The sequence below is a fragment of the Mycobacterium sp. AMU20-3851 genome (assembly GCF_043974665.1).
In the GTDB taxonomy this organism is placed as follows: Bacteria; Actinomycetota; Actinomycetes; order Mycobacteriales; family Mycobacteriaceae; genus Mycobacterium.
The window spans coordinates 4,100,367-4,126,619 of sequence record NZ_CP146371.1 but is presented as its reverse complement, the minus strand read 5'-3'; the positions used below and the strand labels follow the sequence as shown (position 1 = coordinate 4,126,619).

24 protein-coding genes are annotated in these 26,253 nt (G+C 68.6%); 6 read left to right on the top strand and 18 right to left on the bottom strand.

Annotation, left to right across the window (positions count from 1 at the left end; all coding sequences use genetic code 11):
- Positions 1-2: 2 nt before the first annotated feature.
- Positions 3-971: an NADPH:quinone oxidoreductase family protein gene (locus tag V4U86_RS19675; RefSeq protein ID WP_395307612.1), complete on the bottom strand. Its 969-nt coding sequence runs from the start codon at positions 969-971 to the stop codon at positions 3-5.
- Positions 972-997: 26 nt separating this feature from the next.
- On the opposite strand from V4U86_RS19675, the gene V4U86_RS19670 reads away from it, so the two are divergent.
- Positions 998-2,077: an NAD(P)-dependent alcohol dehydrogenase gene (locus V4U86_RS19670; RefSeq protein ID WP_395312122.1), complete on the top strand. Its 1,080-nt coding sequence runs from the start codon at positions 998-1,000 to the stop codon at positions 2,075-2,077.
- A 40-nt stretch (positions 2,078-2,117) separates the two neighbouring features.
- On the top strand, positions 2,118-3,041 hold the full coding sequence (locus V4U86_RS19665; protein ID WP_395307611.1) for an alpha/beta fold hydrolase: 924 nt from the start codon (positions 2,118-2,120) through the stop codon (positions 3,039-3,041).
- Here the strand turns inward: V4U86_RS19665 and V4U86_RS19660 are convergent.
- Positions 3,031-4,365 carry a flavin monoamine oxidase family protein gene (locus V4U86_RS19660; protein WP_395307610.1) on the bottom strand — a complete coding sequence of 445 codons (1,335 nt, stop codon included), beginning with the start codon at positions 4,363-4,365 and terminating at the stop codon, positions 3,031-3,033. The genes V4U86_RS19665 and V4U86_RS19660 overlap by 11 nt on opposite strands.
- Before the next feature lie 93 nt (positions 4,366-4,458).
- On the opposite strand from V4U86_RS19660, the gene V4U86_RS19655 reads away from it, so the two are divergent.
- Entirely contained in the window at positions 4,459-5,442 is a 984-nt protein-coding gene (locus V4U86_RS19655; protein WP_395307609.1) for a TIGR03617 family F420-dependent LLM class oxidoreductase, read from the top strand.
- Positions 5,443-5,489: 47 nt separating this feature from the next.
- Positions 5,490-7,016: a flavin-containing monooxygenase gene (locus V4U86_RS19650; RefSeq protein WP_395307608.1), complete on the top strand. Its 1,527-nt coding sequence runs from the start codon at positions 5,490-5,492 to the stop codon at positions 7,014-7,016.
- Between the two features lie 38 nt (positions 7,017-7,054).
- On the opposite strand, the gene V4U86_RS19645 is transcribed toward V4U86_RS19650, so the two are convergent.
- Positions 7,055-7,810, bottom strand: a complete 756-nt coding sequence (locus tag V4U86_RS19645; RefSeq protein ID WP_395307607.1) for a helix-turn-helix domain-containing protein — start codon at positions 7,808-7,810, stop codon at positions 7,055-7,057.
- Between V4U86_RS19645 and V4U86_RS19640 the strand changes: the two genes are divergently transcribed.
- Positions 7,809-8,216 (top strand): DUF4345 domain-containing protein, encoded by a 408-nt coding sequence (locus tag V4U86_RS19640; protein ID WP_395307606.1) that lies wholly within the window; start codon positions 7,809-7,811, stop codon positions 8,214-8,216. The genes V4U86_RS19645 and V4U86_RS19640 overlap by 2 nt on opposite strands.
- A gap of 45 nt (positions 8,217-8,261) precedes the next feature.
- On the opposite strand, the gene V4U86_RS19635 is transcribed toward V4U86_RS19640, so the two are convergent.
- Positions 8,262-9,377 (bottom strand): hypothetical protein, encoded by a 1,116-nt coding sequence (locus tag V4U86_RS19635; protein WP_395307605.1) that lies wholly within the window; start codon positions 9,375-9,377, stop codon positions 8,262-8,264.
- Entirely contained in the window at positions 9,377-10,501 is a 1,125-nt protein-coding gene (locus V4U86_RS19630) for a phosphotransferase family protein (RefSeq protein WP_395307604.1), read from the bottom strand. Before V4U86_RS19630 ends, V4U86_RS19635 begins: the two co-directional genes overlap by 1 nt.
- A 43-nt stretch (positions 10,502-10,544) precedes the next feature.
- Here V4U86_RS19630 and V4U86_RS19625 point away from each other — a divergent pair, with 43 nt between their 5' ends.
- Positions 10,545-11,165 carry a TetR/AcrR family transcriptional regulator gene (locus V4U86_RS19625; protein WP_395307603.1) on the top strand — a complete coding sequence of 207 codons (621 nt, stop codon included), beginning with the start codon at positions 10,545-10,547 and terminating at the stop codon, positions 11,163-11,165.
- Positions 11,166-11,192: 27 nt separating this feature from the next.
- Here V4U86_RS19625 and V4U86_RS19620 read toward each other — a convergent pair whose 3' ends face one another.
- The 13 genes from V4U86_RS19620 to V4U86_RS19560 are packed head-to-tail and all read right to left on the bottom strand — an operon-like array spanning position 11,193 to position 26,244.
- Positions 11,193-11,969, bottom strand: coding sequence for an enoyl-CoA hydratase (locus V4U86_RS19620; RefSeq protein ID WP_395307602.1), 777 nt, complete (start codon positions 11,967-11,969; stop codon positions 11,193-11,195).
- 9 nt (positions 11,970-11,978) lie between these two features.
- Positions 11,979-13,541 (bottom strand): NADH-quinone oxidoreductase subunit NuoN, encoded by a 1,563-nt coding sequence (gene nuoN, locus V4U86_RS19615; protein WP_395307601.1) that lies wholly within the window; start codon positions 13,539-13,541, stop codon positions 11,979-11,981.
- Positions 13,538-15,076 (bottom strand): NADH-quinone oxidoreductase subunit M, encoded by a 1,539-nt coding sequence (locus V4U86_RS19610; RefSeq protein WP_395312121.1) that lies wholly within the window; start codon positions 15,074-15,076, stop codon positions 13,538-13,540. The genes nuoN and V4U86_RS19610 overlap by 4 nt, the downstream gene beginning before the upstream one ends.
- Before the next feature lie 38 nt (positions 15,077-15,114).
- Positions 15,115-17,028 carry an NADH-quinone oxidoreductase subunit L gene (gene nuoL / locus V4U86_RS19605; RefSeq protein WP_395307600.1) on the bottom strand — a complete coding sequence of 638 codons (1,914 nt, stop codon included), beginning with the start codon at positions 17,026-17,028 and terminating at the stop codon, positions 15,115-15,117.
- A gap of 31 nt (positions 17,029-17,059) precedes the next feature.
- The gene (gene nuoK, locus V4U86_RS19600; RefSeq protein ID WP_395307599.1) at positions 17,060-17,359 is read right to left on the bottom strand and encodes an NADH-quinone oxidoreductase subunit NuoK; all 300 of its coding nucleotides are present in this window, start codon (positions 17,357-17,359) and stop codon (positions 17,060-17,062) included.
- Entirely contained in the window at positions 17,356-18,117 is a 762-nt protein-coding gene (locus tag V4U86_RS19595) for an NADH-quinone oxidoreductase subunit J (RefSeq protein ID WP_395307598.1), read from the bottom strand. Before V4U86_RS19595 ends, nuoK begins: the two co-directional genes overlap by 4 nt.
- Complete coding sequence (nuoI, locus tag V4U86_RS19590) at positions 18,114-18,653, bottom strand: NADH-quinone oxidoreductase subunit NuoI (protein ID WP_395307597.1); 540 nt, start codon at positions 18,651-18,653, stop codon at positions 18,114-18,116. Before nuoI ends, V4U86_RS19595 begins: the two co-directional genes overlap by 4 nt.
- Entirely contained in the window at positions 18,646-19,908 is a 1,263-nt protein-coding gene (gene nuoH / locus V4U86_RS19585; RefSeq protein ID WP_395307596.1) for an NADH-quinone oxidoreductase subunit NuoH, read from the bottom strand. The genes nuoI and nuoH overlap by 8 nt, the downstream gene beginning before the upstream one ends.
- Positions 19,905-22,274 carry an NADH-quinone oxidoreductase subunit G gene (locus tag V4U86_RS19580; RefSeq protein ID WP_395307595.1) on the bottom strand — a complete coding sequence of 790 codons (2,370 nt, stop codon included), beginning with the start codon at positions 22,272-22,274 and terminating at the stop codon, positions 19,905-19,907. The genes nuoH and V4U86_RS19580 overlap by 4 nt, the downstream gene beginning before the upstream one ends.
- A complete protein-coding gene (gene nuoF, locus V4U86_RS19575; protein WP_395307594.1) occupies positions 22,271-23,575 on the bottom strand; it encodes an NADH-quinone oxidoreductase subunit NuoF in 1,305 nt (434 codons plus the stop codon). Before nuoF ends, V4U86_RS19580 begins: the two co-directional genes overlap by 4 nt.
- Positions 23,572-24,273, bottom strand: coding sequence for an NADH-quinone oxidoreductase subunit NuoE (gene nuoE / locus V4U86_RS19570; protein WP_395307593.1), 702 nt, complete (start codon positions 24,271-24,273; stop codon positions 23,572-23,574). Before nuoE ends, nuoF begins: the two co-directional genes overlap by 4 nt.
- A 7-nt stretch (positions 24,274-24,280) precedes the next feature.
- On the bottom strand, positions 24,281-25,582 hold the full coding sequence (nuoD, locus tag V4U86_RS19565) for an NADH dehydrogenase (quinone) subunit D (protein WP_395307592.1): 1,302 nt from the start codon (positions 25,580-25,582) through the stop codon (positions 24,281-24,283).
- Entirely contained in the window at positions 25,582-26,244 is a 663-nt protein-coding gene (locus V4U86_RS19560; RefSeq protein ID WP_395307591.1) for an NADH-quinone oxidoreductase subunit C, read from the bottom strand. Before V4U86_RS19560 ends, nuoD begins: the two co-directional genes overlap by 1 nt.
- Between the last annotated feature and the right edge of the window lie 9 nt (positions 26,245-26,253).

The window sequence follows — 26,253 nt, the reverse complement described above, 5'->3', positions numbered from 1 at the left end:
TGTCAGCGGACCTTGAGTACGACCTTGCCCTTGGCGGTCCGGTTCTCCAGCGATGCGATGGCTGCGCCGGCCTGCTCCAGCAGATACACGATCGGCTCGGGGGCGCTCACCGCGCCGGAGGCCAGCAATGGGGCCAGCTCGGCCCACTGCTGCGCCAGATACCCCGGATGCGTGCCCGACCAGGCGCCCCAGCCGACGCCGATCGCGTCGACGTTGTTGAGCAGCAACCGGTTCACCTTCACCGTCGGGATCTCCCCGCCGGTGAAGCCGACCACCAGCAGCCGCCCGCCCGGGGCCAGGGAACGCAACGAATCGGTGAACCGGTCACCACCGACCGGGTCCAGCACGATGTCCACGCCACGGCCACCGGTGAGCTCGGAGACCGCGTCCCGGAACCCGTCGGCGAGCACCACATCCGAAGCCCCGGCCGCCCGCGCGATCTCGCCCTTCTCCTCGGTGCTCACCACGGCGATGACCCGGCTCGCCCCGAACGCCGGGGCCAGCCGCAGCGTCGAGCTGCCGATACCGCCGGCCGCGCCGTGCACCAGCACCGTCTCACCCTCGGCCAGCCGGCCGCGGGTGCGCAGCGCGCAATGCACCGTCAGATCGTTGAACAGCACTCCGGCGCCGGCCTGGAAGGACACGTTGTCCGGCAGCGCGAACACCCGCTCCGGGGGCAGCGCCACCACCTCGGCCATCCCGCCGACCAGCATGCACAGCCCGGCCACCCGGTCCCCGGCCGAGAACCCGGAATCGGCCGGAGCGCTGCGCACCACCCCGGCGACCTCGGCGCCCGGGACATACGGCAGCGGGGCCTTGTACTGGTAGAGCCCACGGGTCTGCAGGGCATCGGGGAAGGCCACCCCGGCCGCGTGCACATCGATCACCACACCGTCGGCGGCGGGTTCGTCGATGTTCACCAGCTCCGCGGCGTCGGGACCGTCCAACCGGGGTATCTGAATGGCGCGCATGACACACCATTTAACATCCGTCGATGATCAAGGCACGTGCCGCGGTGCTCCGCGAGGCCGGACAAGACCCCCAGCTCACCGATGTGGAACTGCGCGATCCGGTGGCCGACGAGGTGCTGGTCCGCATCGACGCCGTCGGGATATGCCACACCGACATCAGCGTCGCGGCCCGGTTCGCCAAGGTCCCGATGGTGTTCGGGCACGAGGGCGCGGGCACCGTGGTGGCCGTCGGACCGCAGGCCGACAGGCGGATCGGCGAGCCGGTGGTCCTGACCTTCGCCAGCTGCGGGACCTGCGGATACTGCGCCACCGACCGGCCCGCGTACTGCGATCAGTCGACGAACCTGAACATGCGCGGCAGCCGCCGCGACGAGAGCAGCGCGCTGCGTCTGGACGGCGCGCCGATCACCGGCGGATTCTTCGGGCAGTCCAGCTTCGCGACCTACGCGATCGCCGGGAGCCGCAACGCGGTGCCGCTGCCGGACGGGATGGATCCGGCGCTGGCCGCGCCGCTGGGCTGCAGCGTGCAGACCGGGGTCGGCGCGGTGCTCAACGTGCTCGGCGCGCCGGACAGCGTGGTGGTGTTCGGTGCCGGCGCGGTCGGCCTGTCGGCGGTGATGGGCGCCCGCATCGCCGGGGCGAGAACCATCATCGCCGTCGACCCGATCGCCGAACGTCGCTCGCTGGCAACCGAATTGGGCGCCACGACCACCATCGACCCGGTCGGTACCGACGCCGCGGCCGCGGTCGGAGAACTGACCGGGGGCGTCGCCGCCGCAGTGGACACCACCGCGCGCCCGGACGTCATCGCCGCCGCGGTGGGAGTGCTGGCCTCCGGCGGCACCCTGGCCCTGCTCGGGCTGGGTGCGCTGACCGCCGAGCTACCGGTGGTGCTCATCATGGCAAAGGGCCTGACGGTGCGCGGCGTGGTCGAGGGCGACAGCGACCCGCACGTGTTCATCCCGCAGCTGGTCCAACTCCACGAGCGCGGGGACCTGCCGTTGCAGAAGCTGGTGAGCACCTACGCATTCGACGACTTCGACCGCGCCTGGACGGACGCCAAGAACGGCACGGCAATCAAGCCCGTTCTGGTCACCGGGCGTTAAGCTCGGCACAAGGCAACGAAGCCGAGGATTGGAGCAAACAATGGCGCGGCCACCGCTACCCTCGGGCCGGGACGTCGAGGTCCGATCTGCTGACGGCACCCGGCTGCACGCCCGGGTCTTCGGACCCGAGAACGGTTATCCGATCGTGCTGGCACACGGCATCACCTGTGCCATCGAAGTCTGGGCCCACCAGATCGCCGACCTGGCCGGCGACTACCGCGTCATCGCCTACGACCACCGGGGGCACGGCCGCAGCGAGGCGCCGCGCGGACGCAACCGCTACAGCCTCAACCATCTGGCCGCCGATCTGGACGCCGTCCTGGAGACCACGCTGGCCCCGGGGGAGAAGGCCCTGATCGGCGGGCATTCGATGGGCGGTATCGCCATCACGTCCTGGTCGCAGCGCTATCCGCACCGGGTCAACCGGCGCGCGGATGCGGTCGCCCTGATCAACACCACCACCGGCGATCTGCTGCGCAACATCAAGGTGCTCCCGGTGCCTCAGCCGTTGTCCTCGACGCGGGTACGCGCGGCCGGCACCGCGATCCGGACCTTCGGCGGCCTCCCGGTGCCCACGGCGGCCGGGGTGGCCAACAAGCGGTTCGTCAAGTACGTGGCTGTGGGTCGGGATGCCGATCCATCTGTGTCGGAGTTCGTCTACCAGCTGTTCAGCTCGACGCCCCGGAGCGGGCGCGGCGGCTGGGCCCGGGTGCTGGTGAACAGCCTTGACCGCCAGCACATCTCGTTGGTCAACCTGACCGTGCCGACGCTGGTGATCGGCAGCAGCAAGGACCGGCTGCTGCCCATCAACTCGGCGCGCTACATCGCGGAGCACGCGCCGAATCTCGTCGAGTTCGCCGAGCTGGCCGGCGGTCACTGCGCGATCCTGGAATGCCCGGACCAGGTGAACCGGAAGCTGCGGGCGCTGGCCGAATCGATTGCGCCGCAGCGGCTCAGCTCCTGAGGTAGTCGGCTACCTCGGTTGCCACCCGGTGCCCGGACCGTACCGCGCCGTCCAGGAACCCGGTCCACTCGTCCGCTGTTTCGGTGCCGGCCCAGAAGATTCCGTCCACCGGCACCCGTAACTGCCGGCCGTGCGCGACCCACGCGCCCGGCGGGACGGCCGCGGTGGGACCGCCCGGCGCGAACGATTCGGTGCCCCAGCAGTGATCGAGGTAGTCGATCGGGTGCGCGGCCTTGTCACCGAACAGCGTGACGAAACCGGCCAGCGCCCGCTCACGACGTTCCTGCGGTTCCAGGGCGTCGAAGTCGCGGGCGTCCACGAACCCCAGCAGGATTCCGGGCCCGTTGTCGTCGGGGCTGACGTCGAAGGTGATGAAGACCGGGCCCTCGTCCGACAGGGCCTCGCCCGAGCACCCGTTGGCCCGCCAGAACGGGGTCTCGTAGGCGGCGTAGGCCTTGCTGAGATTGCCCTGCGGCCAGTGCGCGGCCAGGTCCCGGTAGCCGGCGGGCAGGGGCGGGTCGAACGTGATGGCGGCACGGTGCGCGGGGGCCACCGCCAGCACGACGGCCGCGGCCGTGTGCCGGCCCTGCTCCGAGTCCACGGTGTAGCCGGACCCGTCCCGGGTGATCCGGCGCACCGGGGCGTCGGTGATCACCCGGTCACCGAGGTCGGCGGCCATCCGCTGGGCGATCTGCTGGGTGCCCGCCGGGAACCGGTCCTGCTGCGCGCCGCCCTCGACATCGAGCATCCGGCCCAGCCCGCCGGCGGCCTTCACGTAGCGCACCGCGTGCAGCATGGACAGATCGGCCGGCTCGCACCCCCAGGTCACCCGCGCCATGATCGCCATCAGGTTGCGGGTCGAGGCGCTTGCGCGGGCGTCCCGCAGCCAGTCCTCCAGACTGGTCTGGTCCAGCCGGTGCGCGGCCGGCGCCGTCCACGGCTCGGTCACCGGGATTTGGCGGGACAGCCGGTCGAACCGCCACTGGATGCGTGACACGTCGAGCAGTTCGATGAGTGACAGCTTGGGGATGGTGCTGCGGTAGGACCGGACCCGGCCGTGCCAGCGGATCAGGTTCTTGCCGCGGCTGTAGGTCGGTACTGTCTCGCAGCCCAGTTCCGCGGCCAGCGCGTTGACGGCGTCCTGGGTGGGACCGACGAATGTCGCCCCGAGATCGACGGGCACGCCGGCCACCGTCGCGGTGTAGGAGCGGCCCCCGACCCGGTCCCGGCCCTCCAGAACCACCACCTGGTGGCCGCGTTTGGTCAATTCCCGCGCCGCGGACAGACCCGCGAATCCCGCCCCCACCACGATCACATCGGTCACAACTCGCAGTCTCTCGCGATTTGTGGAGTTCTAACCGCAATTAGTCCGGTTTTCGCGCCACAAGTCGCGTTAGTGTGTGGCGCTGTGAAGGTGATGACCGCATTGTTCGGACCTGTCGGAGCCGTCGAGCGGGCCACCGCCCTGCGCGAGGCGGGTGCGACCGGGGTGTTCACCTTCGAAGGCCCACACGACGTGTTCACCCCGCTGACCCTGGCATCGACCGTCGGTGGTCTGGATCTGCTGACCAACGTCGCAATCGCATTCCCGCGCAACCCGATTCATCTGGCCCACCAGGCGATCGACCACCAGATCCTGAGTCGGGGCCGGTTCACCTTGGGCCTGGGCACCCAGATCCGTACCCAGATCGAGAAACGCTTCGGCGCCGAATTCGACCGGCCGGTGGGCCGCATGGTGGAACTGGTCGCCGCATTGCGTGCCATTTTCCAGGCCTGGTCGACCGGCGAGCGGCTGGACTTCCGGGGCGAGTTCTACCGGCACACGCTGATGACCCCGACGTTCACCCCGCGCGACAACCCGTACGGCCCGCCGCCGATCTACGTCGGGGCGCTCGGGCCGCAGCTGACCCGGGCCACCGCCAGGCACGCCGATGGGTTGCTGGTGATGCCGTTCGGGACGAAACGTTTCCTGCACGAGGTCACGATGGCCGCCGTCGACGACGGATTGGCCGCCGGCGGGCGGACCCGCGCGGACCTTGCGGTGGTGCCGGAGATCATCGTCTCGGTCAGCTCGGAGACCAACGCCGACCATGCCGCCACCCGGCAGCTGCTGGCGTTCTACGGGTCGACACCGCCCTACCGGCCGGTCCTGGAGATCCACGGCTGGGGAGACCTGCAGCCCGAGCTCAATGCGCTTTCCAAGCAGGGCCGGTGGGCCGAGATGGGCGCACTCATCGACGACGACGTGCTGCACACCATCGCCGCGTGCGGCAGTCCGGCCGAAGTGGCCGCACACATCCGCGACCGGGTCGGCGGGATCTCCGACCAGATCTGCATCTACCAGCCCGGACCGATCGAAGTGGATCTGCTCGCCCAGATCGTTGACGCGCTGCGCACCTGACGACCTAAGGTGGTTGGTACGGGGCAGGACCACAAGGAGGTTGTCCGATGACCTACCCGCACGACGCTGCCGAGACCGAGCGCAGCGCTGAACCCGAATACAGCGATGTCCTCATCATCGGGGCCGGCATCTCGGGGATCAACGCCGCCTACCGCATCCATCAGCGCAACCCGGGAATGAGCTACACCATCCTGGAACGCCGGCAACGCATCGGGGGCACCTGGGATCTGTTCCGCTATCCCGGTATTCGCTCCGACAGCGACATCTTCACCCTCAGCTACCCGTACCAGGAGTGGACCCGCAGGGAGTTCGTCGCCGACGGTGGGGACATCCGCGACTACCTCACCGCGACCGCCCGCAGGCACGGCATCGACCGCCACATCCGCTTCGACACCAAGGTGTCCTCGGTGGACTGGGACTCCGCAACCGACACCTGGACGGTGCACGCCGAATCCGGCGGGGTGGCCAGCACCCACCGCTGCCGGTTCGTGTTCTTCGGCACCGGCTACTACAACTACGACGAGGCCTACACCCCGGAGTTCCCCGGCATCGAATCCTTCACCGGCACCGTCGTGCACCCGCAGTTCTGGCCGGAGGATCTCGACTACACCGGCAAACGGGTCGCGGTGATCGGCAGCGGCGCGACCGCGATCAGCCTGGTCCCGGCCCTGGCCGAAGGTGGTGCCACGGTCACCATGCTGCAGCGCTCGCCGACCTACATGATGTCGATGCCCGCCGTCCCGCCGGTGATGCACGCGATCCGAAAGAGTCTGCCGCGCAAACTCGCTCATCCGGTCGTCCGGTTGCGCAACGCCTGGATGCACTACCTGTACTACATGTTCTTCCGCGCCGCACCGAAGATCGGACGCAAGATGATCCGGGCGGCGAACAAGAAGGAACTTCCCGCCGGCTACCCGGTCGACGTCCACTTCAAGCCGCGCTACAACCCGTGGGACCAACGCATGTGTCTGGTCCTCGACGGTGATCTGTTCGAGCACATCAGCGCCGGCCGCGTCGAGGTGGTGACCGACCACATCGACCGCATCGACGCCGAGGGCATCGTGCTGCAATCGGGCGAGCGGATCGACGCCGACATCATCGTCACCGCCACCGGGCTGCAACTGCAGGCACTGGGCGGCATCGAGTTGCACGTCGACGGTGAGCGCGTCGACCCGACCGACCGCTACGTCTACAAGGAATATCTGCTGCAGGACGTGCCGAACATGGCGTGGTGCATCGGCTACACCAACGCCTCATGGACCCTGCGGGCCGACATGACCGCCAAGGCCGTGGCAAAGCTGCTGGCCTACATGGATTCCCACGGCTACACCCACGCGTACCCGCACCTCGGTTCGACGGTGATCGCGGAGAAGCCGGCCTGGGACATCAAGGCCAACTACGTCAAACGGGCCCTGCACGCGCTGCCCAAGTCCGGTACCAAGCGGCCGTGGAACGTGCGGCACAACTGGGCGCTCGACGCGGTGGACCACCGCTTCGACCGGATCGAGGAGTCCATGGTGTTCGGGCGGGTACAGGCCCCTGCATCCCAACTCCCCGCGAGCGTGCGGGTCTGAGGCCGACACGCCGCGCTCCAATCGAAGTTCACGCACGCTTACGGCATCCGGATGGTCAGACCGGTGGCGAGTAGCTGGGTGGCCGACAACCCGAAGGTGGTCTTGACGCGGTCGGCAAGATGCGACGGGCTGGAGAACCCGGCCTCGGCGGCGGCGGTGGTCAGGTTCGCGCCGGCCGCGATCTGTGTGCCGGCCCGGATGAGTCGGCTCCACAACCGGTAACGGCGCAGACTGGACCCGATCTCGTGGCGGAACAGGTGCAGGAACCGGGATTCGGACAAGCCCACCGCGGCGGCCAGCTCGGCGGCCGACACCGCGGTCATCGGGTCGTCGCGGATCTGCTTGGCGGCCAGCTCGATTCGCGGGTCGATCGGCCGGACATCCGAGGGAGCGGCGGCATCGAGCCAGCGCAGCGCGCTCATATCGTCGCGCGGCGGGACGACCAGCGCGGATTCGGCCGCATGGCCCACCCCGATGCCGGCGTGGAAGTCCGGGAACTGCTCGCGGCAGGCGGCCGAGCGTTGCGAGGCCGGGTCCAGATAGCAGGACACCAGCGGGCCGGTCATGGTCAGGTGATGGGTCAGCCGCGGCGGGATCAGCGCCGTACGTGCCGCGATCCGGTGTTCACCGACCTGCACCGTCAACGGGGCCTGCACCCCGACCACCAGGCACCACACCGATCCGGAGTGGGGTTGCAGTCCGAGGGCCGGTCCGGAGTACAGCACCTGACCCGGCCAGAGCCACACCGCGGGATAGCAGGTTTGTGGAAGCGCGGCGGCGGTGCCATCCGACATGCTCGACTCCTCGTCAACTGATCAGGAGATTACCGTGGTGCAGGCCGTGATCGTCGTCGTCGCAGTGTTCTTCCTCGGGATGGGGATCTACGCGCTGGCCGCGCCGGCGACGATGCTGCGCCCGTTCGACTATGACCTCAAGACCGCGGCGTCGCGCGCCGAAGTGCGGGGCGTCTACGGCGGATTCGGCCTGGCCGTCGCCGCGGTGCTGACCTATGCGGCGCTCACACCGGGCCAGGTGCGCACCGGGATCCTGCTGACCGTCGGTGCGGCGCTGGCCGGGATGGCGTTGGGGCGCGCGATCTCCGCGCTGTTCGACGAGCGGACGTCGTTCTACCCGAACTGGTTCTATTGCCTGGTCGAGGTCGCGGGAGCGGCCGCCCTGTTTGCGATTTGCGCACCCTGACCGGCGCTGACCGCCGGTGGATGTGCGCAAATCGCGCGGGAAAGGTCAGGGGGCGACGGTGAGCCAGTCGGCGAAGCCCGACGGGTCGTGCCGGCCCAGCGCGCCGTGCTCGAACAGGCCCCAACCCTGCACCGGGGCGGCATCACCCTCGGTGCACACCGCCCGCCCGACGTGGTCGATGACGCCGAACCCGGCGCGCCCGATGATCGCCGGATCGGTCATGTCATAGCTGAGACGTTCGGTGAACTTCTCACCCTTCCACACGCCGTGGATCCAGTCGGCGTCCCCGCCGTACCCGCCGCCGACGTGAATCGGCACCGCCAGTTTGGATTCCACATCGAACCGCAATTCGGTACCCGTGGCAGTGCTCGCCAGGATGGTGGCGCCCGTGGGGATGCGGGTCCCGGACCGGTAGTGGATCTTCACCCGGGGCCAGCCGAGCTGCTCGACGCGGCCGTCGGAGAAGATCCGGGTGCAGTCGTTGAGGGAGCGGAACCCGTCGGGCGCCTCCTGGATGATCAGCACGATGGAGTAGTCGTCGAACGCCATCGGCACATATAGCCACCACATGCCCTCGAACGGCGGATCGGCGGGCCGTCCCGGCGGCTCGGCCTCACCGATGGGGCGGATACCCCAGGACCGATCCCGCGACCCGATCCAGGTCGACGGATCGACGGGAATGCGCTCCCCGTCGATCTCCAGATGCCCGCTCCAGGAACCCAACTGGGCGAAACGCTGCGCGTCCAGGGTGACCCGGTTGCCCTGGCGCATCAGATGGCGCTGCTCCTGTACCACGTCGAACAGGCCGGTCCAGGTGAGATCGGCGGCGATGCCGTCGGTCTCCTCAAGGGTGATCCGCAACCGGTGCAGTGGATCCTGTACCTCTACCCGGTATCCGTTGACGTGCTGGTTCAGCCGGTCCTGGTCGATGGCGTCGGACAGGTGCACCGCGGTCTGCACATTGTTGCGGGATACCAGGAAGAAGGCGTCCTTCACCCCGAGATTAGGGTAGTACCCGATGCCGGTGATGACGAAGATGTCCCCGGTCCGGTCGTGGGCGTTGAAGTAACTGCGGTCGTAGAAGTTGCGGTCCGAGGATCCGGGCCACGCGATCGGTTGCGGAACCTGGTGTACCGGAAACTCATCCATCGGTCCGAGCATCAGTTCTCCTCAAGTAGACGCCGCAGCAGCGATGCGTGGTAGAACGTCGACTCCACATCCTCGGGGGCCTCCATCTCCCCGAAGTGCACCCGCCGCGCCGTGGTCCGCATGAACACGCAGCACCAGATCACCCCGGAGTAGATGTAGAACCAGTGCAGGTCGCCCAGTGTCGCGCCGGTGAGCCGTTCATATGTCGCGCGGACGTCCTCCTCCCGCAGCACCGCGGGCAGGCCGTCCAGGCCGGCCAGGCCCGCGAGTTCCTGGAACACCATGTGGGCGAAGATGATCCACGACACGTCGAGCTCGCGCGGACCGACCGTGGCCATCTCCCAGTCCAGCACCGCGACCGGGCGGAAGTCCTCGTAGAGCACATTACCGATGCGCGAGTCGCCCCAGGCCAGCACCGGGGTGGCCGCTGCGGCGTCGGTGGGGAAGTGGTCCTCCAACCAGCCCAGCGCCTGCTCCACCAGCGGTGAGCGGCCGATGTCGGGCACCGCGAACTCGTACCACTGTTTGAGCCAGCCGAAGTGCCTCCGCAACGGTGTCTCGCCGGGCGGATCCACCTCGGAGAGGAAGGAGAAGCGCTGCGCAGCATCGGGAATCGAATGCAGCTTGGCCAGTACCTCCACGGTGGCATCCTGGAGGTGGCGTTGCTCTTCGGGTGCGGAGTCGGCAAACCAATTGCCGCCGAACGTGTATGGCATGACATCCGGGGGGACGACCCCGTCGACGCGGTCCATCAGGAAGAACGGGGTGCCCAGCACGGCACCGGCGGCGTCGATCCAGCGCACCCGCGGGACCGGGACATCGGTGAGCTCGCCGACCAGGCGCATCAGTTCGAACTGGTGGTCGAGCCGATAGGACGGGAAGACGGGAACATCGGTGGCGGTGGGCGCCACCCGGGCCACCAGGCGCTGCTCGTCGGCGCCCCAGCGCGCGGTCAGCAGGATGGTCTCCGAGGACATGCCGTTGGCGTCGACCCCGCTCTCGATGCTGACCACCGGGGGTTGCCGCTCGGGTAACTGCGCCGCGAGCCACCCGGAGAGCAGCTCCGGTAGGGCGTCGGTATCTCGGCTGGAATGCTGGAGTCGGCTGACGTCCTCGACCGCCGGTTGCTTCGCCACGATTGTTCCTTCCGGCCCCAATTACGATACGGTGGGTAGCGTTATGAAAGCAGAGTTGCCACCCGTTGACAAGGGTGCCGGGCGTCCCCGCGACCCGCGTATCGATGCTGCCATCCTGGCCGCGACGGCGGAACTGCTTGTCCAGATCGGCTATTCGAATCTGACGATGGCCGCGGTCGCCGAGCGGGCGGGCACCACCAAGACCGCCCTGTACCGGCGCTGGTCGAGTAAGGCCGAACTGGTGCACGAGGCCGCGTTCCCGACCGCGCCGACCGGGCTGGCGCTGCCCGAGGGCGATATCGCCGGCGACGTGCGGGAGATGATCGCCGCGGCCGGCGCCGTGTTCACCAGCCCGGTGGTGCGGGCCGCCCTGCCCGGGGTGATCGCGGACATGGCCGCCGACCCGGACCTCAACGACCGGGTGATGAGCCGCTTCAGCGGACTGTTCGAAGTGGTGCGGCTGCGGCTGGAGCATGCGGTGCAGCGCGGCGAGGTCCACGCCGGCGTCGACCCGCAACGCCTGATCGAACTGATCGGCGGCGCCACCCTGCTGCGGATGCTGCTCACCCCCGGCCAGGACCTCGACGACAGCTGGGTCGACCAGACCACCGCAATCGTGGTCCACGGCGTCCTATCTCCGGCCCAAACGAACGAACGGGCATAGAAAAACCAGGTCGACCCGGCCAGTTCGTCAGTCTCGGCGCGCACCGATCTGGCTCTTGTTGTGCTCGGTCACCGCCCGGAACCGGTCGCCCAGCCCGCCGAAGTCGCGTTGCTGGGCGTAGGCGATGCGTTGCTCGGCGGCCAGCGCCGGATCGATCACCGCCGCCGCGCCCTCGGTGTAGATCTGCTTGAGGCCGGCCATCGTCGGCCCCGGCACCTCGGCGATCTGCCCGGCCAGTTCCAGCGCCCGCTCCAGCAGCCGGTCGTGCGCGACGACCTCGGTCACCAGCCCGATCCGCTCCGCGCGGGCGGCGTCGATCACCTCCCCGGTCATCGACATCCGCCGCGCCATCGCCAACCCGACCACCTGCGGCAGCCGAGCGGTCATCCCGCCGCCGGGCAGGATGCCCACCCGCGCATGCGTGTCCGCGAAGACCGCTCGCTCCGATGCGATCAGGAAGTCGCAGCCCAGCGCGATCTCCAGGCCACCGGTGAACGTCGCGCCGTTGACGGCCCCGACGATCGGGGTGCGCATTTCCCGGACCGCGGTGATGCAACTGCGGGTCCGGAACTCCTCGAAGTACGTCATGCCGTCGCGGGCCGCGGCCTTGAGGTCGACGCCGGCGCAGAACGCCGGATCCGAGCCGGTGAGCACCACGGTGCGCACGGCGTCGTCGGCGTCCGCGGTCTGCAGCGCCGCGTACAGGGCGCGCATCAGGTCCGGGCCGAGCGCATTGCGGGCCTCGGGGCGGTTCATCGTGATCACCCGCACGGTGCCGTGATCGGCGGTGAGTACTTCGCTCATCATCCGAACCTAACGGACGAATCCCTGTGCCTGATCGACCAGATCCAACAGCGGCTGCGGCAGCGCACCGAGGGCGAACGTGACGGCCGCGGTGACGGTGACGGCCCCGGTCGTCAACACACTGGGCACCACCACGGCCGGGGCGTCCTCGGGCGGGTCGGTGAAGAACATCAGCACGATGACCCGCACGTAGAAGTACGCGGCCACCGCGCTGGCGATCACCCCGATCACCACCAGCGCCGCCGCACCGCCCTCGGCCGCGGCCTTGAACACCGCGAACTTGCTGACGAACCCACTGGTCAACGGGATACCCGCGAACGCCAGCAGGTACAGCGAAAACACCACGCCCACCACCGGATAACGCCGCCCCAGACCCGCCCACCGGGCCAGGGTGGTCTCCTCCTCGCCGTCGGCGCGGCGCACCAGACCGGCCAGCGCGAACGCGCCCAGGGTGCTGAACCCGTACGCGAACAGATAGAACAGCGTGGCAGCAACCCCGGCCCCGTTCAGCGCCATGACGCCGGTCAGGATGAACCCGGTGTGCGCCACCGATGAGTAGGCCAGCATCCGTTTGACGTCGCTCTGGGATATCGCGGTGACGGTGCCGACCACCATGGTGAGGATCGCGATGACCCACAGCATCGGCTGCCAGTCGTCGGCCAGTCCGGGCAGCGCGACATAGAAGATGCGCAGCATCGCCCCGAACGCGGCGATCTTGGTGGCCGCTGCCATGAACGCGGTGACCGGGGTGGGGGCACCCTGGTAGACGTCCGGAATCCAGGAATGAAACGGCACCGCACCGACTTTGAACAGGATCCCGACGGCGACCAGACCGGCGCCGACCAGCGCCAGGGCGGTGTTCCCGCGGTCGGTGGCGACCGCCTCGGCGATGTCGTCCAGACCGAGGCCGCCGGAATACCCGTACAGCAGCGCGATCCCGTACAGGAAGAACGCCGAGGAGAACGCCCCGAGCAGGAAGTACTTGAGCGCCGCCTCCTGCGACACCAGGCGCCGTCGACGGGCCAGCCCGCACATCAGATACAGCGGCAGGGAAAGCACCTCGAGGGCGACGAACATGGTCAGCAGATCGTCGGCCGCCGGGAAGAGCAGCATCCCGCCGAGCGCGAACATCGTCAGCGGGAAAATCTCGGTCTGCGCCACAACGGCTTTCGCAGCAACCTTTTCGGCGACGCTGCCCGGCACGGCGGAGGCCTGCGGAGTGAACGCGTCCAGCCCGGACTCATCCCCGGCTCCGATCCGGCGCTCGGCGATCAGCAGCACACCGAGGATGCCGACGAGCAGCAGCAGCCCCTGCAGGAACAGGGCGGGCCGGTCCACCACCAGCGAGCCCACCGCGGCGGGATTACCGGGGGAGTCGCCGAGCGCGGTGTGCACCCAGACCACCGCCGCGAGCGCCGCGAGCTGCCCGCCCAACGCGAGTGCCAGCTGCGCGCCGTACCGGGCGCGCCGAGGCAGGAACGCCTCCACCAGGACGCCGAGCACCGCGACGCCCAGGACGATGAGAAACGGTGAGAGCTGGCCGTATTCGATGACGGGCGCCGGAATGTTCATCGCGTCGGCCCTTCCGCCGTGGCCGGCACCGGATCCTGCACGTCGATGGTGGTCAGCGTGTGTGTCACCGCCGGGTTGATTACATCCAGGGCCGGCTTCGGGTACACGCCGAGCACCAGCAGCAGAGCGATCAGCGGCGCCACCACCGCCAGTTCCCGGGGGATCAGATCGCGCACCGATTCGTTGCCGGAGGTGACCGGCCCGGTCATCATCCGCTGGTAGGCCCACAGGATGTAGATCGCCGACAGCACCAGGGCGCTCGCCGCGATCACCGCCAGTACCGGGAACCGGGTGAACGTCCCGATGAGGACCAGGAACTCGCTGATGAAGGGGGCCAGCCCGGGCAGCGACAAGGTCGCCAGGCCGGCGACGAGAAAGGTACCGGCCAGCACCGGCGCCACCCGCTGGACCCCACCGAAATCGGAGATGAGCCGGGTTCCCCTGCGCGACACCAGGAACCCGGCGATCAGGAACAGTGCGGCGGTCGAGATGCCGTGATTGACCATGTACAGGGTGGATCCGGCCTGGCCCTGGCTGGTCATCGCGAAGATGCCCAGGATGATGAAGCCGAAGTGCGAGATCGAGGTGTAGGCGACCAACCGCATCACATCGGTCTGGCCGATGGCGACGACCGCACCATAGACGATGCCGATGACGGCGAGCGTGATGATCAACGGCTGGAAGGTCTTCGACGCGTCCGGGAACAACTGCAGGCAGTAGCGCAGCATCGCGAAGGTGCCGACCTTGTCGACGACGGCCATCATCAGCACCGCGGTCGCCGGGGTGGACTCGACGGCCGCGTCGGGCAGCCAGCGATGGAACGGCCACAACGGCGCCTTCACCGCGAAGGCGAACATGAAGCCGAGGAACAACGCGTTGAGCAACGCCGGGTCGACGTTCAGGTCGCCGTTGGCCACAGCGGCCGCGATGGCCCGGAAGTCGAAGGTGCCTCCTAGGTCGCTGCCCGCGGTCACCACATACAGTCCGATGACGGCGGCCAGCATGATCAGCCCGCCGAACAGGTTGTACAGCAGGAACTTCACCGCGGCTTGCGGAGCCGCTCCGGCGGCGACATCAGATCCGGTACGCCCGGCGCCACCGAACCCTCCGATCAGGAAGTACATCGGGATCAGCATCGCCTCGAAGAACACGTAGAACAGCAGCACATCGAGTGCCAGCAGCGAGATCAACACCATGCCCTCGACGGCCAGCGTCAATGCCAGATAGCTCTGGGTGGATCGGGTACCGAAATGCTCGCCGTCACCGTCGTGCCAGCCCGCCACGATCAGCAGTGGCACCAGCACCGCGGTCAGGACCACCAGGGCCAGCGCGATGCCGTCCAGGCCCAGGATGTAGCCGGTCCCGAACGTCGGTATCCACGGATAGTCCTCGACGAACTGGAACTGCGGCCCGGCCGGATCGAACTGCACGGCCAGGGCCGCGGCCAGCCCCAGCACGGCCACCGACACCGCCAGTGCGGTGTACTTCGCGGCCGCCTTGCTCGGCAGCAGGATCACCACGACGGCACCGAGCATCGGTACCGCCCACAGCACAGTCAGCCAGCCGATGCCGTTCACCAGACCCTCACCGCCAGAATCGCGCCGACCACCAGGACGGTGCCGCCCAGCATGGACAGCGCATAGGAGCGGGCAAACCCGTTCTGCCAGAGCCGTATCCGTTGCGATGTCGCCGCGATACCGGCGGCCAGCCCGCGGGTCACGCCGTCCACCGCGTCGTCGTCGATCTCGACCAGACCGGCGGTGAACTGTGCGCCGGGCCGCATGAACACCCGTTCGTTGAACGCGTCGCCGTACAGGTCATGGCGGGCGGCCATGGTCAGCGCGGACCCGGCCGGTGCGACCTCGGGCACGGCACGGGTGGCGTACATGCGGTAGGCGACACCGATGCCGACGGCCACCACCGCCAGCGTGATCGCGGTCATCACCCACACCGGCACCGCGTGGTGGGCCTCGTGCGTGCCCACCACCGGTTCCAACCAGTGCGCGAGCGTGCCGCCGATCGCGAGCAGGCCGCCGGCGCCGACGGATCCGAGGGCGAGGACCACCATCGGCGCGGTCATCACGGCGGGGGACTCGTGCGGGTGCGCGCTGTGTTGATTCCCCGTCGCTTCGCTCGCCCCCGATCCGGCCCAGCGCCGGTCGCCGAAGAACGTCATCAGCATGACCCGGGTCATGTAGAACGCGGTGATCCCGGCACCCAGCAGCGCCGCGCCGCCCAGCAGCAGCCCCTTCGCTCCGCCTGCCGCGAAAGCGGTTTCGATGATGGCGTCCTTGGAGAAGAACCCGGACAGCGGCGGTACCCCGATGATCGCCAGATAGCCGAGCCCGAAGGTCACGAACGTGATCGGCATGACGGTGCGCAGCCCGCCGTACCGGCGCATATCGGTTTCGTCGTCCATGCCGTGCATCACCGACCCGGCACCCAGGAACAACCCGGCCTTGAAGAAGCCGTGGGTGAGCAGGTGCATGATGGCGATCGCGTAACCGGCCGGCCCCAGCCCGGCGGCCAGCACCATGTAGCCGATCTGGCTCATCGTCGACGCCGCGAGCGCCTTCTTGATGTCGTCCTTCGCGCAGCCGATGATCGCCCCGAACAACAGGGTGACCGCGCCGACGACGGTGACCGCGGTCTGCGCCTCCGGTGCCAGGTTGAACACCGGGCCGGACCGCACGATCAGGTACACGCCCGCGGTCACCATGGTGGCGGCGTGGATGAGCGCGGACACCGGGGTCGGGCCCTCCATCGCGTCGCCCAGCCAGGACTGCAGCGGCACCTGCGCGGACTTACCGCACGCGGCCAGCAGCAGCAGCAGTCCGATGGCGTTCAGCGTCCCGGCCGACATCTGCGGTGCGGCGGCGAAAACTCCCTCGTAGGAGACGGTTCCGGTGGCGGCGAACATCACCATCAGCGCCACGGCCAGCCCGACGTCGCCGACGCGGTTGACGACGAACGCCTTCTTGGCCGCGGTCGCCGCGCTCGGCTTGTGCGACCAGAACCCGATGAGCAGGTAGGACGCCAGGCCGACGCCCTCCCAGCCCACATACAGGCCCAGGTAGTTGTCGGCCAGCACCAGCAGCAGCATGGCGGCCAGGAACAGGTTCAGGTAGCCGAAAAACCTTCTGCGGTCCGGGTCATGGCTCATGTAACCGACCGAGTAGAGGTGGATCAGCGACCCGACCCCGGTGATCAGCAGCACGAAGCAGATGGACAGCTGGTCCAGCTGTAACCCGAAGTCGACCCGCAACTCACCGACCGGAACCCAGGAGAACAGGTTCTGGTGCACCGTGCGGTCCCGGGCGTCGCGGCCCAGCAGGTCGGCGAACAGCACCAGACCGACGACGAACGATGCTGCCGCGGCGGCCAATCCGAGCAGATGCCCCCACGCATCGGTGGCCCGACCGCCGAGCAGCAGGACAGCGGCGCCGGTCAGCGGGAGGGCGATCAGCAGCCAGGTCAGGTTGTCCATCAGTGCTGTCTCATCTTCGCGCAGGCGCTCATCAGTGCCTCAGCAGACTGGCCGCATCGACCGAGGCCGACTGCCGGGCCCGGAAGATCGCCATGATGATGGCCAGTCCGACCACCACCTCACAGGCGGCGACGACCATGGTGAAGAAGGCGACCACTTGCCCGTCGAGGTGTCCGTGCATCCGGGAGAAGGTGACGAATGCCAGGTTCGCGGCGTTCAGCATCAGCTCGATGCACATGAACATGATGATGGCGTTGCGGCGCAGCAGGACTCCAGCGGCGCCGATGGTGAACAACAGGGCGGATAGGAACAGATAGTTCGCCGGGTTCATTCGCCCTCCTGCGGGGTGTGGCCGCGGGGGACCAGTGCGGAGCTGACCGAGGTGCGTGCGGCGGTGCCGTCGGGCAGCCGGGCCGGCACATCGACGGCGTTGTGCCGGGCGTACACGCCGGGATTGGGCATCGGGGTCGGGTGGCCGCCCGGGGCGAAGCGTTCGGCGGCCAGTTCCCGCTGGGTTTTGCGGCGGTCGAACCGCTCCCGGTGCGCCAGCACCATCGCGCCCAGCGTCGCGGTGATCAGCAGGGCGCTGGTCAACTCGAACGCCCACACATACCGCGTGAAGATCAGCACCGCCAGCCCCTCGACGTTGCCGGCGCTGTTGGCCTGCTGCAGTCCGGAGAACCCACCGACCGAGGCGTTGCCGATGGCGCCGACGAGCAGGATCCCGAACCCGACACCGACGAGAATCGCCGAGATGCGCTGTCCCCGGATGGTTTCCACCAGCGATTCGGAGGAGTCGACGCCGATCAGCATCAGCACGAACAGGAACAGCATCATCACCGCGCCGGTGTACACCACCACCTGCACGACACCGAGGAACACCGCGTCCTGCGCGATGTAGAGCACCGCGAGGTTGACCATGGTGATGGCCAAGAAGATCGCCGCGTACACCGCCTTCGGCGCCGCGACGACCCCGATCGCGCTGCCGAGGATCACCGCGCCCAAGATCCAGAACAGCACCGCCTCACCGGTCGAGGTCCGCGTCAACGGTTCCCCGTCGATCGCGACCGCCAGCAGGGTCGACGTCATGGCGCCGTCTCCGGGTGCCGGGCCAGTCCGTCTGCGGTGATGTTGCCGCGGTAGTAGTCCTCGTCGGTGCTGCCGGCGGCCATGGCGTGCGGCGGCGGGGTCATCCCGTCGGTCAGCGGGGCCAGCAGCTTGTCCTTGCCGTAGATGAGGTCGGACCGGTTGTCGTCGGCCATCTCGTAGTCGTTGGTCATGGTCAGTGCGCGGGTCGGGCAGGCCTCGATGCACAGCCCGCAGCCGATGCAGCGCAGATAGTTGATCTGGTACACCTGCCCGTACCGTTCACCGGGCGAGAACCGTTGCTGCTCGGTGTTGTCCGCGCCCTCGACATAGATGGCGTCGGCGGGGCAGGCCCACGCGCACAGTTCGCAGCCGATGCATTTCTCCAGCCCGTCGGCGTACCGGTTGAGTTGGTGGCGGCCGTGGTAGCGCGCCGCGACGGGGCCGGGCTCCTCCGGATACTGCTCGGTGATCGGCTTCTTGAACATCGTCTTGAACGTGACACCGAACCCGGCCAGGGCATCGCGGATCCTAGACATCGGAATGCTCCCTCGGTGTGGGCGCCGGGGCGGGCCGGCGCGGTGGGCTCGGGATGGGCGGGACGGGATACACGCTGACCGCGCCCGGATCGGCGGGCAGGGTGAACTCCGGGATCGCGTTGCGCCGCACGGTCCGCCGGGCCAGCAGTACCAGCACGACGGTCACCACGGCGCCGAGACTGATCAGCGCGCTCACCCAGCCCGGGGACTCTGCACCGCGGATCGTGCGGCCGACGGCGACGACGACGATCCAGCCCAGCGACACCGGGATGAGCAGTTTCCAGCCCAATGCCATGAACTGGTCGTAGCGCAACCGCGGCAGCGTGGCGCGCAGCCACATGTAGAGGAACATGAACGTCCACACCTTGGCGACGAACCACAACAGCGGCCACCAGCCGGAGTTCGCGCCGGCGATCAGGTTGAACGGGAACGGGGCCTGCCAGCCACCCAGAAACATTGTGGTGGCCAGTGCCGACACGGTCGTCATGTTGACGTACTCGGCGAGCATGAACATGGCGAATTTCAGCGACGAGTACTCGGTGTGGAAACCGCCGACGAGCTCGCCCTCGGCTTCGGGCAGATCGAACGGGGCCCGGTTGGTCTCGCCAACCATGGAGATCACATACACCAGGAACGACGGCAGCAGCAGGAACACGAACCAGGTGCCGTGCTGGGCGGCGACGATGCCCGAGGTGGACATGGTGCCGGCGTAGAGGAACACCGCGACGAACGACAGCGCCATCGCGATTTCGTAGGAGATCACCTGTGCGCTGGAACGCAGCCCGCCGAGCAGGGGATAGGTGGATCCGGAAGCCCAGCCGGCCAACACGATTCCGTACACCCCGACTGAGGTGACCGCCAGGACGTAGAGCACCGCCACCGGCAGATCGGTGAGCTGCAGCGCGGTGGTGTGCCCGAACACCGACACCAGAGGGCCCATCGGGATGACCGCGAACGCCATGATCGCGGGGATCACCGCGATGACCGGCGCCAGCAGGTAGATGGGTTTGTCCACACCGGCCGGGATGAGCCCCTCCTTGAGCGCCAGTTTGACGCCGTCGGCCAGGCTCTGCAGCAACCCGAACGGCCCGACCCGGTTCGGCCCGTACCGCATCTGCATGCGGCCCAGGACTTTCCGCTCGACCAGGATGGCCACCAGCACGCTCAGGAGTAGGAAGACGAAGACAGCCAGGCATTTGGCGAGCATCAGCCACCACGGGTCGTGGCCGAAGGAACTCAGATCCGGCATGTTCATGGCGTGATCCCGACGACCGCTCCCGGGGTGGCGCCCAGCACCCGGTGCACCGGGCCGGCGGAGTTCAGCGGCACCCACACCACCCGGTCCGGCATCTCGGTCACCGCCACCGGCAGCCGCAGCGCACCGCGCTCGGTCCAGATGCGCACCGGATCACCGTCAGAGCAACCGATCTCGTCGGCCGTCGCGGCGGACAGCCGGGCCACCGCCGGGCGCGCCGTGCCGGCCAGGTACGGTTCGCCGTCCTGCATCCGACCGCCGTCGAGCAACATCCGCCAGCCGGTCAGTACCGCCTCGCCCGGGCCGGGCCGCGCCATGACGGCGGCCGGGACGGCCGGGGCACCGGCCCGCGGCCCCTGCCAGGTGCCCAATCGGTCCAGGTCGGCCCGGACCGCGGCGGCGTCGGTGAGACCCAGATCCACCCCGACCTCGTCGGCCAGCGCGGCGAGCACCCGCATATCGGCGGTGGCCGAGGGGGGCAGCGCGGCACCGAAGGATCGGTAGCGACCCTCCCAGTTCACGAAGGTGCCGGCCTTCTCGGCGACCGGCGCCACCGGGAACACCACATCGGCACGGTCGGTGACCGCACTGTGCCGCAATTCCAGGCTGACCACGAACGCCACACTGTCCAACGCCGCCAGCGCCGCCTCCGGGTCGGGTAGATCGTCGACCTCGACGCCGCCGATGAGCAGCGCGGCCAGCTCACCGGATGCCGCGGCGGTGAGGATGGCCGCGGTGTCGCGGCCCGGCTCGGACGGCAGGTGTTCGACATGCCAGGCCGCCGCGACCTCGCCACGGGCGGTGTCGTCGGTGACCGGGCGGCCGCCGGGCAGCAGATGCGGGACGGCCCCGGCCTCCAGCGCACCGCGATCCCCGGCCCGCCGCGGCACCCAGCCCAGGCGGGCGCCAGTGGTCGCCGCCAGCCGCACCGCCGCCGAGTAGGCGCCCGGGGTGCCGGCCAACCGTTCGCCGACGAGAATCAAGGTGCCGGAAGGCAATTCGTCGCGCAGGCCGTCCAGTGCCGCGGCCTCACCACCCGGTGCGGCCATGACGAGCCGGCCACCGAGCTTGTGCAGCCCGCGACTGGTGAAGGGGCCGACCGACAGCACCGGCAGCCGGTGCTTGCGGACGGCCTTGCGCAGCCGCAGGAAGACGATCGGGGATTCCTCCTCGGGTTCGAGCCCGACCAGCAGCACCGCCGGCGCCGATTCGATATCGGCATAGCTGACGGCCTGCGGGAGGCCGGCGACGGCATGGGCGAGGAAATCGGCTTCCTCCGCCGAATGCATCCGGGCGCGGAAGTCGATGTCGTTGGTGTCCAGGATGATCCGGGCGAACTTGGCGTAACCGTAGGCGTCCTCGACGGTGGCCCGCCCGCCGACCAGGACACCCGCCCGGCCGGCCGCGGCGGTCAGCCCGCGCACCGCGACCGCCACCGCCTCCGACCACGAGGCCGGCCGCTGAGTGCCGTCCGGGTCACGGATCAGGGGAGTGTTGATGCGGTCGGCCTGGCGGGCATAGGTGAAGGCCCAGCGTCCCTTGTCGCAGTTCCATTCCTCGTTGACCTCCGGGTCGTCGCCGGCCAGTCGCCGCAACACCTTTCCGCGCCGGTGATCGGTGCGTTGCGCGCAGCCGGAGGCGCAGTGCTCGCAGACGCTCGGGGTGGACACCAGGTCGAATGGGCGGGCCCGGAACCGGTAGGCGGTGCCGGTGAGCGCGCCGACCGGGCAGATCTGCACGGTGTTGCCGGAGAAGTAGGAGTCGAAGGCCTCACCTTCGGCGATACCGACCTGTTGCAGCGCACCGCGTTCCAGCAGTTCGATGAACGGGTCACCGGCGATCTGGTCGGAGAACCGGGTGCACCGCGCACACAGCACACAGCGTTCCCGGTCCAGCAGCACCTGTGCGGACAGGCTGATCGGCTTCGGGTAGGTGCGTTTGACGTCGGTGAACCGGGAGTCGCTGCGGCCGTTGGACATCGCCTGGTTCTGCAGCGGGCATTCACCGCCCTTGTCGCAGACCGGGCAGTCCAGCGGATGATTGATCAGCAGCAGCTCCATCACACCGTGTTGCGCCTTGTCAGCGATCTCGGAGGTCAGCTGGGTGCGTACCACCATGTCCGGGGTGACCACCGCGGTGCACGAGGCCAGCGGTTTGCGTTGGCCCTCCACCTCGACCAGACACTGCCGGCAGGCGCCCACCGGGTCGAGCAGCGGGTGATCGCAGAACCGCGGGATCTGAATGCCCATCAGTTCGGCGGCCCGGATCAGCAACGTGCCCTTGGGCACGCTGACCTGGTGCCCGTCGATGGTCAGCGACACCATCTCGACCGGGGTGGTCTCCCGGGCCGGCCCTGCGAGCGTCATGCCTCCGCCCCTTCCACCGCGAACAGCGTCGACGCATACGGGTCGAACGGACACCCACCGCTCAGGTGCGCCAGGTACTCATCGCGGAAGTACTTGATGGAGGAGATGATCGGGCTGGCCGCACCGTCACCGAGCGCGCAGAACGACTTGCCCAGGATCGCGTCGGCGATGTCGAGCAGCTTGTCGATGTCGGACTGGTCGGCCGCACCCTCTTCCAGCCGCTGGTAGATCTGCGCCAGCCAGTAGGTGCCCTCCCGGCACGGTGTGCACTTGCCGCAGGATTCGTGGGCGTAGAACTGGGTCCAGCGCCGCACCGCCCGCACCACACACGTGGTCTCGTCGAAGATCTGCAGGGCCTTGGTGCCCAGCATCGACCCTGCGCCGGCCACCCCCTCGTAATCCAGTGGTATATCCAGATGTTCGCCGGTCAGCAGCGGTGTCGACGATCCGCCCGGCGTCCAGAACTTCAGCTGGTGGCCGGTCCGTACGCCACCGGCGTGATGGAGCAGTTCGCGCAGGGTGATGCCAAGCGGCGCCTCGTACTGGCCGGGACGGGTGACGTGGCCGGACAGCGAGTACAGCGTGAATCCGGGGGACTTCTCCGAGCCCATCGACTTGAACCAGTCCACCCCGCGGGACACGATGGCGGGCACGCTGGCGATCGATTCGACGTTGTTGACCACCGTGGGGCAGGCATAGAGGCCGGCGACCGCCGGGAACGGTGGACGCAACCGCGGCTGGCCGCGCCGGCCCTCCAGCGAGTCCAGCAGCGCGGTCTCCTCACCGCAGATGTAGGCCCCGGCCCCGGCGTGCACGACCAGGTCCAGATCGAACCCCGTGCCCCGGATGTCGCGGCCCAGGTAACCGGCCTCATAGGCTTCGACGACGGCGGCGCGCAGCCTGCGCAACACCGGCACCACCTCACCGCGGACGTAAATGAACGCGTGCCGGGCGCCGATCGCGTACGCGGCGATGACGGCGCCCTCGACCAGCACGTGCGGGGTGGCCATCATCAACGGAATGTCCTTGCACGTACCGGGTTCGGACTCGTCGGCGTTGACCACCAGATAGTGCGGTTTCGGGTCTTGCGGGTTGATGAACGACCACTTCTGCCCGGTCGGGAACCCCGCCCCGCCGCGCCCGCGCAGACCCGACTCCTTCACCAGGTCGATCACCGCGGCCGGGTCCATCCCCAGTGCGGTGTCCAAAGCCTGATAACCGTCGTGACGGAGATAGGTTTCCAGAGTCCAGGACTGGGGATCGTCCCAGTAGCGGCTGAGCACCGGTGCCAGTGACGTCATGGTTCACCTCGGCTCACCCGTAGACCGGCCAGCGTCGCCGCACCGGCCGGGGAGGTGTCGAGGGCGCCCGGATCGACACCGGCCAGGATGCGCGCGGTCCGGCGGAAGGTGCACAGCGTGGCCCCGCGGGTCGGCGTGACGGGCTGTCCCGCGCGCAGGTCGTCGACGAGATCCCGTGCCGTGGAGGGCGTCTGGTTGTCGAAGAACTCCCAGTTCACCATCAGCACCGGCGCGTAGTCACAGGCGGCATTGCACTCGATGTGCTCCAGCGTGATCGACCCGTCCGCGGTGCTCTGCCCGGCGCGGATACCGAGATGCTCCTGCAGCACATCCAGGATGGCGTCCCCACCCATCACGGCGCACAACGTGTTGGTGCACACGCCGATCAGGTAGTCCCCGGTCGGGGTGCGCCGGTACATCGAGTAGAAGGTGGCGACGGCCGTCACCTCGGCCGGTGTCAAGCCGAGTCGGTCTGCGCAGAAGGCGATCCCGGCGGGGGTGAGGTAGCCATCCTCGGCCTGCACCAGGTGCAGCAGGGGCAGCAGCGCCGACCGGGGCACCGGATAACGGGCGATGATCTGCTCGGCGTCGGCGGCCAGCTGGGCCGACACCTCATCCGAATACGTCTGCGGCCCAGCGCTGATCGGTGGCCCGGCCTCGTCGGGACGCTGACCGAGTTGCAGGTCGACGGCGGTCATCGGACTATCACCTGTCTACCCCTCCCATCACGGGATCGATGGAGGCCACCGCCGAGATCGCGTCGGCCACCATGCCGCCCTCACACATCGCCGCCACTGCCTGCAGATTGGTGAAGGACGGATCCCGGTAGTGCACCCGGTACGGGCGGGTGCCGCCGTCGCTGACCATGTGCACCCCGAGTTCCCCGCGGGGCGACTCGACCGCGACGTACACCTGTCCGGCCGGAACCCGGATACCCTCGGTGACCAACTTGAAGTGGTGGATCAGCGCCTCCATCGAGGACCCCATGATCTTGGCGATATGCTCACCGGAGTTGCCCAGCCCGTCCGGTCCGACCTTCAGATCCGCCGGCCAGGCCAGCTTCTTGTCGGTCAGCATGACCGGTCCGGGCTTCAATCGGGCGACACACTGCTCGACGATCTTCAGGGATTCCTTCATCTCGTCCACGCGAATCACATAGCGGCCGTAGGCATCGCAGGCGTCGTCGGTGCAGACCTCGAAGTCGTAGGACGCATAGCCGCAGTAGGGCTGCGCCCGACGCAGATCGTGCGGCAGCCCGGTGGACCGCAGCACCGGCCCGGTGATGCCCAGGGCCATACACCCGGTGAGGTCGAGATAACCGATGCCCTGGGTGCGGGCCTTCCAGATGTAGTTCTCCCGGAGCAGCTTCTCCAGGTCCCGCAGTCGCTCCGGGAGGATGTCGATGAGTTCCCGCAGTTGCGGCATCGCCTCGTCGGGCAGGTCCGCGGCCAGGCCGCCGGGCCGGATGTAGGCGTGGTTCATCCGCAGGCCGGTGATGGTCTCGAACATGCTCAGGATCAGCTCGCGTTCCCGGAACCCGAAGAACATCGCCGACATCGCCCCCAACTCCATCCCGCCGGTGGCCAGCGCGACCAGATGACTGGAGATGCGGTTGAGTTCCATCAGCAGGACCCGGATGACGCTGGCGCGTTCGGGGATGTCGTCGGTGACCCCGAGCAGCTTCTCCACGCCCAGGCAGTAGGCCGTCTCGTTGAAAAACGGTGACAGATAGTCCATCCGGGTCACGAACGTCACGCCCTGCGTCCAGTTGCGGTATTCCAGGTTCTTCTCGATACCGGTGTGCAGGTAGCCGATGCCGCAGCGGGCCTCGATGATCGTCTCGCCCTCGATCTCCAGAATCAGGCGCAGCACACCGTGGGTCGAGGGGTGCTGCGGACCCATGTTCACCACGATGCGCTCACCGGCGTGTTCCCGGGCGGCCGCCACCACGGCATCCCAGTCCTGGCCGCCGACCATCACGACGGGCGGGTCGGTCTCGGTTGACATCAGTTGTAGGACCTCCGCTCATCGGGCGGCGGGATCTGCGCCCCGTGATACTCCACGGGTATGCCGCCCAACGGGTAGTCCTTGCGTTGCGGGTGCCCGACCCAGTCGTCGGGCATCTCGATGCGGGTCAGCGACGGGTGGCCGTCGAAGATGATGCCGAAGAAGTCGTAGGTCTCCCGTTCATGCCAGTCGGTGGTCGGATACACCGAAAACAGGGACGGCATATGCGGGTCGCTGTCCGGGGCGGCGCACTCCAGTTGGATGCGACGGTTGTGGGTGATCGACATCAGCGGGTAGACCGCGTGCAGTTCACGGTCCGCCTCGCCCGGGTAGTGCACCCCGGAGACACCCAGGCACAGTTCGAATCTCAGCGCGGGATCGTCGCGCAGGGCCTGCGCCACCGGTACCAGGTGCTCTCGGCTGATGTCCATCGTGAGCTGATCGCGGAACACCACGACGCGCTGGACCGCGGCGGCGTACCGGTCCGGGCCGAGCGCGGCGGACAGCGCGTCGACCACCTCGTCGAAATAGCCGCCGTAGGGCCGTGGGGTGCCGCCGGGCAGGGCGACCTCGCGGACCAGCCGCCCGTAGCCGGAGGTGTCCCCGGTACCGGTCACCCCGAACATCCCGCGACGGACGCCGATGATCTCCCGGTCGGTCATGAGATTCCC

Bases quoted from the DNA above. Each gene is read 5' to 3' on its own strand.
- V4U86_RS19675 (WP_395307612.1), bottom strand. From the start codon at position 971: ATGCGCGCCATTCAGATACCCCGGTTGGACGGTCCCGACGCCGCGGAG.
- V4U86_RS19665 (WP_395307611.1), top strand. From the start codon at position 2,118: ATGGCGCGGCCACCGCTACCCTCGGGCCGGGACGTCGAGGTCCGATCT.
- V4U86_RS19655 (WP_395307609.1), top strand. From the start codon at position 4,459: ATGACCGCATTGTTCGGACCTGTCGGAGCCGTCGAGCGGGCCACCGCC.
- V4U86_RS19650 (WP_395307608.1), top strand. From the start codon at position 5,490: ATGACCTACCCGCACGACGCTGCCGAGACCGAGCGCAGCGCTGAACCC.
- V4U86_RS19640 (WP_395307606.1), top strand. From the start codon at position 7,809: ATGCTCGACTCCTCGTCAACTGATCAGGAGATTACCGTGGTGCAGGCC.
- V4U86_RS19645 (WP_395307607.1), bottom strand. From the start codon at position 7,810: ATGTCGGATGGCACCGCCGCCGCGCTTCCACAAACCTGCTATCCCGCG.
- V4U86_RS19635 (WP_395307605.1), bottom strand. From the start codon at position 9,377: ATGCTCGGACCGATGGATGAGTTTCCGGTACACCAGGTTCCGCAACCG.
- V4U86_RS19625 (WP_395307603.1), top strand. From the start codon at position 10,545: ATGAAAGCAGAGTTGCCACCCGTTGACAAGGGTGCCGGGCGTCCCCGC.
- V4U86_RS19620 (WP_395307602.1), bottom strand. From the start codon at position 11,969: ATGAGCGAAGTACTCACCGCCGATCACGGCACCGTGCGGGTGATCACG.
- nuoN (WP_395307601.1), bottom strand. From the start codon at position 13,541: ATGAACATTCCGGCGCCCGTCATCGAATACGGCCAGCTCTCACCGTTT.
- V4U86_RS19610 (WP_395312121.1), bottom strand. From the start codon at position 15,076: ATGCTCGGTGCCGTCGTGGTGATCCTGCTGCCGAGCAAGGCGGCCGCG.
- nuoL (WP_395307600.1), bottom strand. From the start codon at position 17,028: ATGGACAACCTGACCTGGCTGCTGATCGCCCTCCCGCTGACCGGCGCC.
- nuoK (WP_395307599.1), bottom strand. From the start codon at position 17,359: ATGAACCCGGCGAACTATCTGTTCCTATCCGCCCTGTTGTTCACCATC.
- V4U86_RS19595 (WP_395307598.1), bottom strand. From the start codon at position 18,117: ATGACGTCGACCCTGCTGGCGGTCGCGATCGACGGGGAACCGTTGACG.
- nuoI (WP_395307597.1), bottom strand. From the start codon at position 18,653: ATGTCTAGGATCCGCGATGCCCTGGCCGGGTTCGGTGTCACGTTCAAG.
- nuoH (WP_395307596.1), bottom strand. From the start codon at position 19,908: ATGAACATGCCGGATCTGAGTTCCTTCGGCCACGACCCGTGGTGGCTG.
- V4U86_RS19580 (WP_395307595.1), bottom strand. From the start codon at position 22,274: ATGACGCTCGCAGGGCCGGCCCGGGAGACCACCCCGGTCGAGATGGTG.
- nuoF (WP_395307594.1), bottom strand. From the start codon at position 23,575: ATGACGTCACTGGCACCGGTGCTCAGCCGCTACTGGGACGATCCCCAG.
- nuoE (WP_395307593.1), bottom strand. From the start codon at position 24,273: ATGACCGCCGTCGACCTGCAACTCGGTCAGCGTCCCGACGAGGCCGGG.
- nuoD (WP_395307592.1), bottom strand. From the start codon at position 25,582: ATGTCAACCGAGACCGACCCGCCCGTCGTGATGGTCGGCGGCCAGGAC.
- V4U86_RS19560 (WP_395307591.1), bottom strand. From the start codon at position 26,244: ATGACCGACCGGGAGATCATCGGCGTCCGTCGCGGGATGTTCGGGGTG.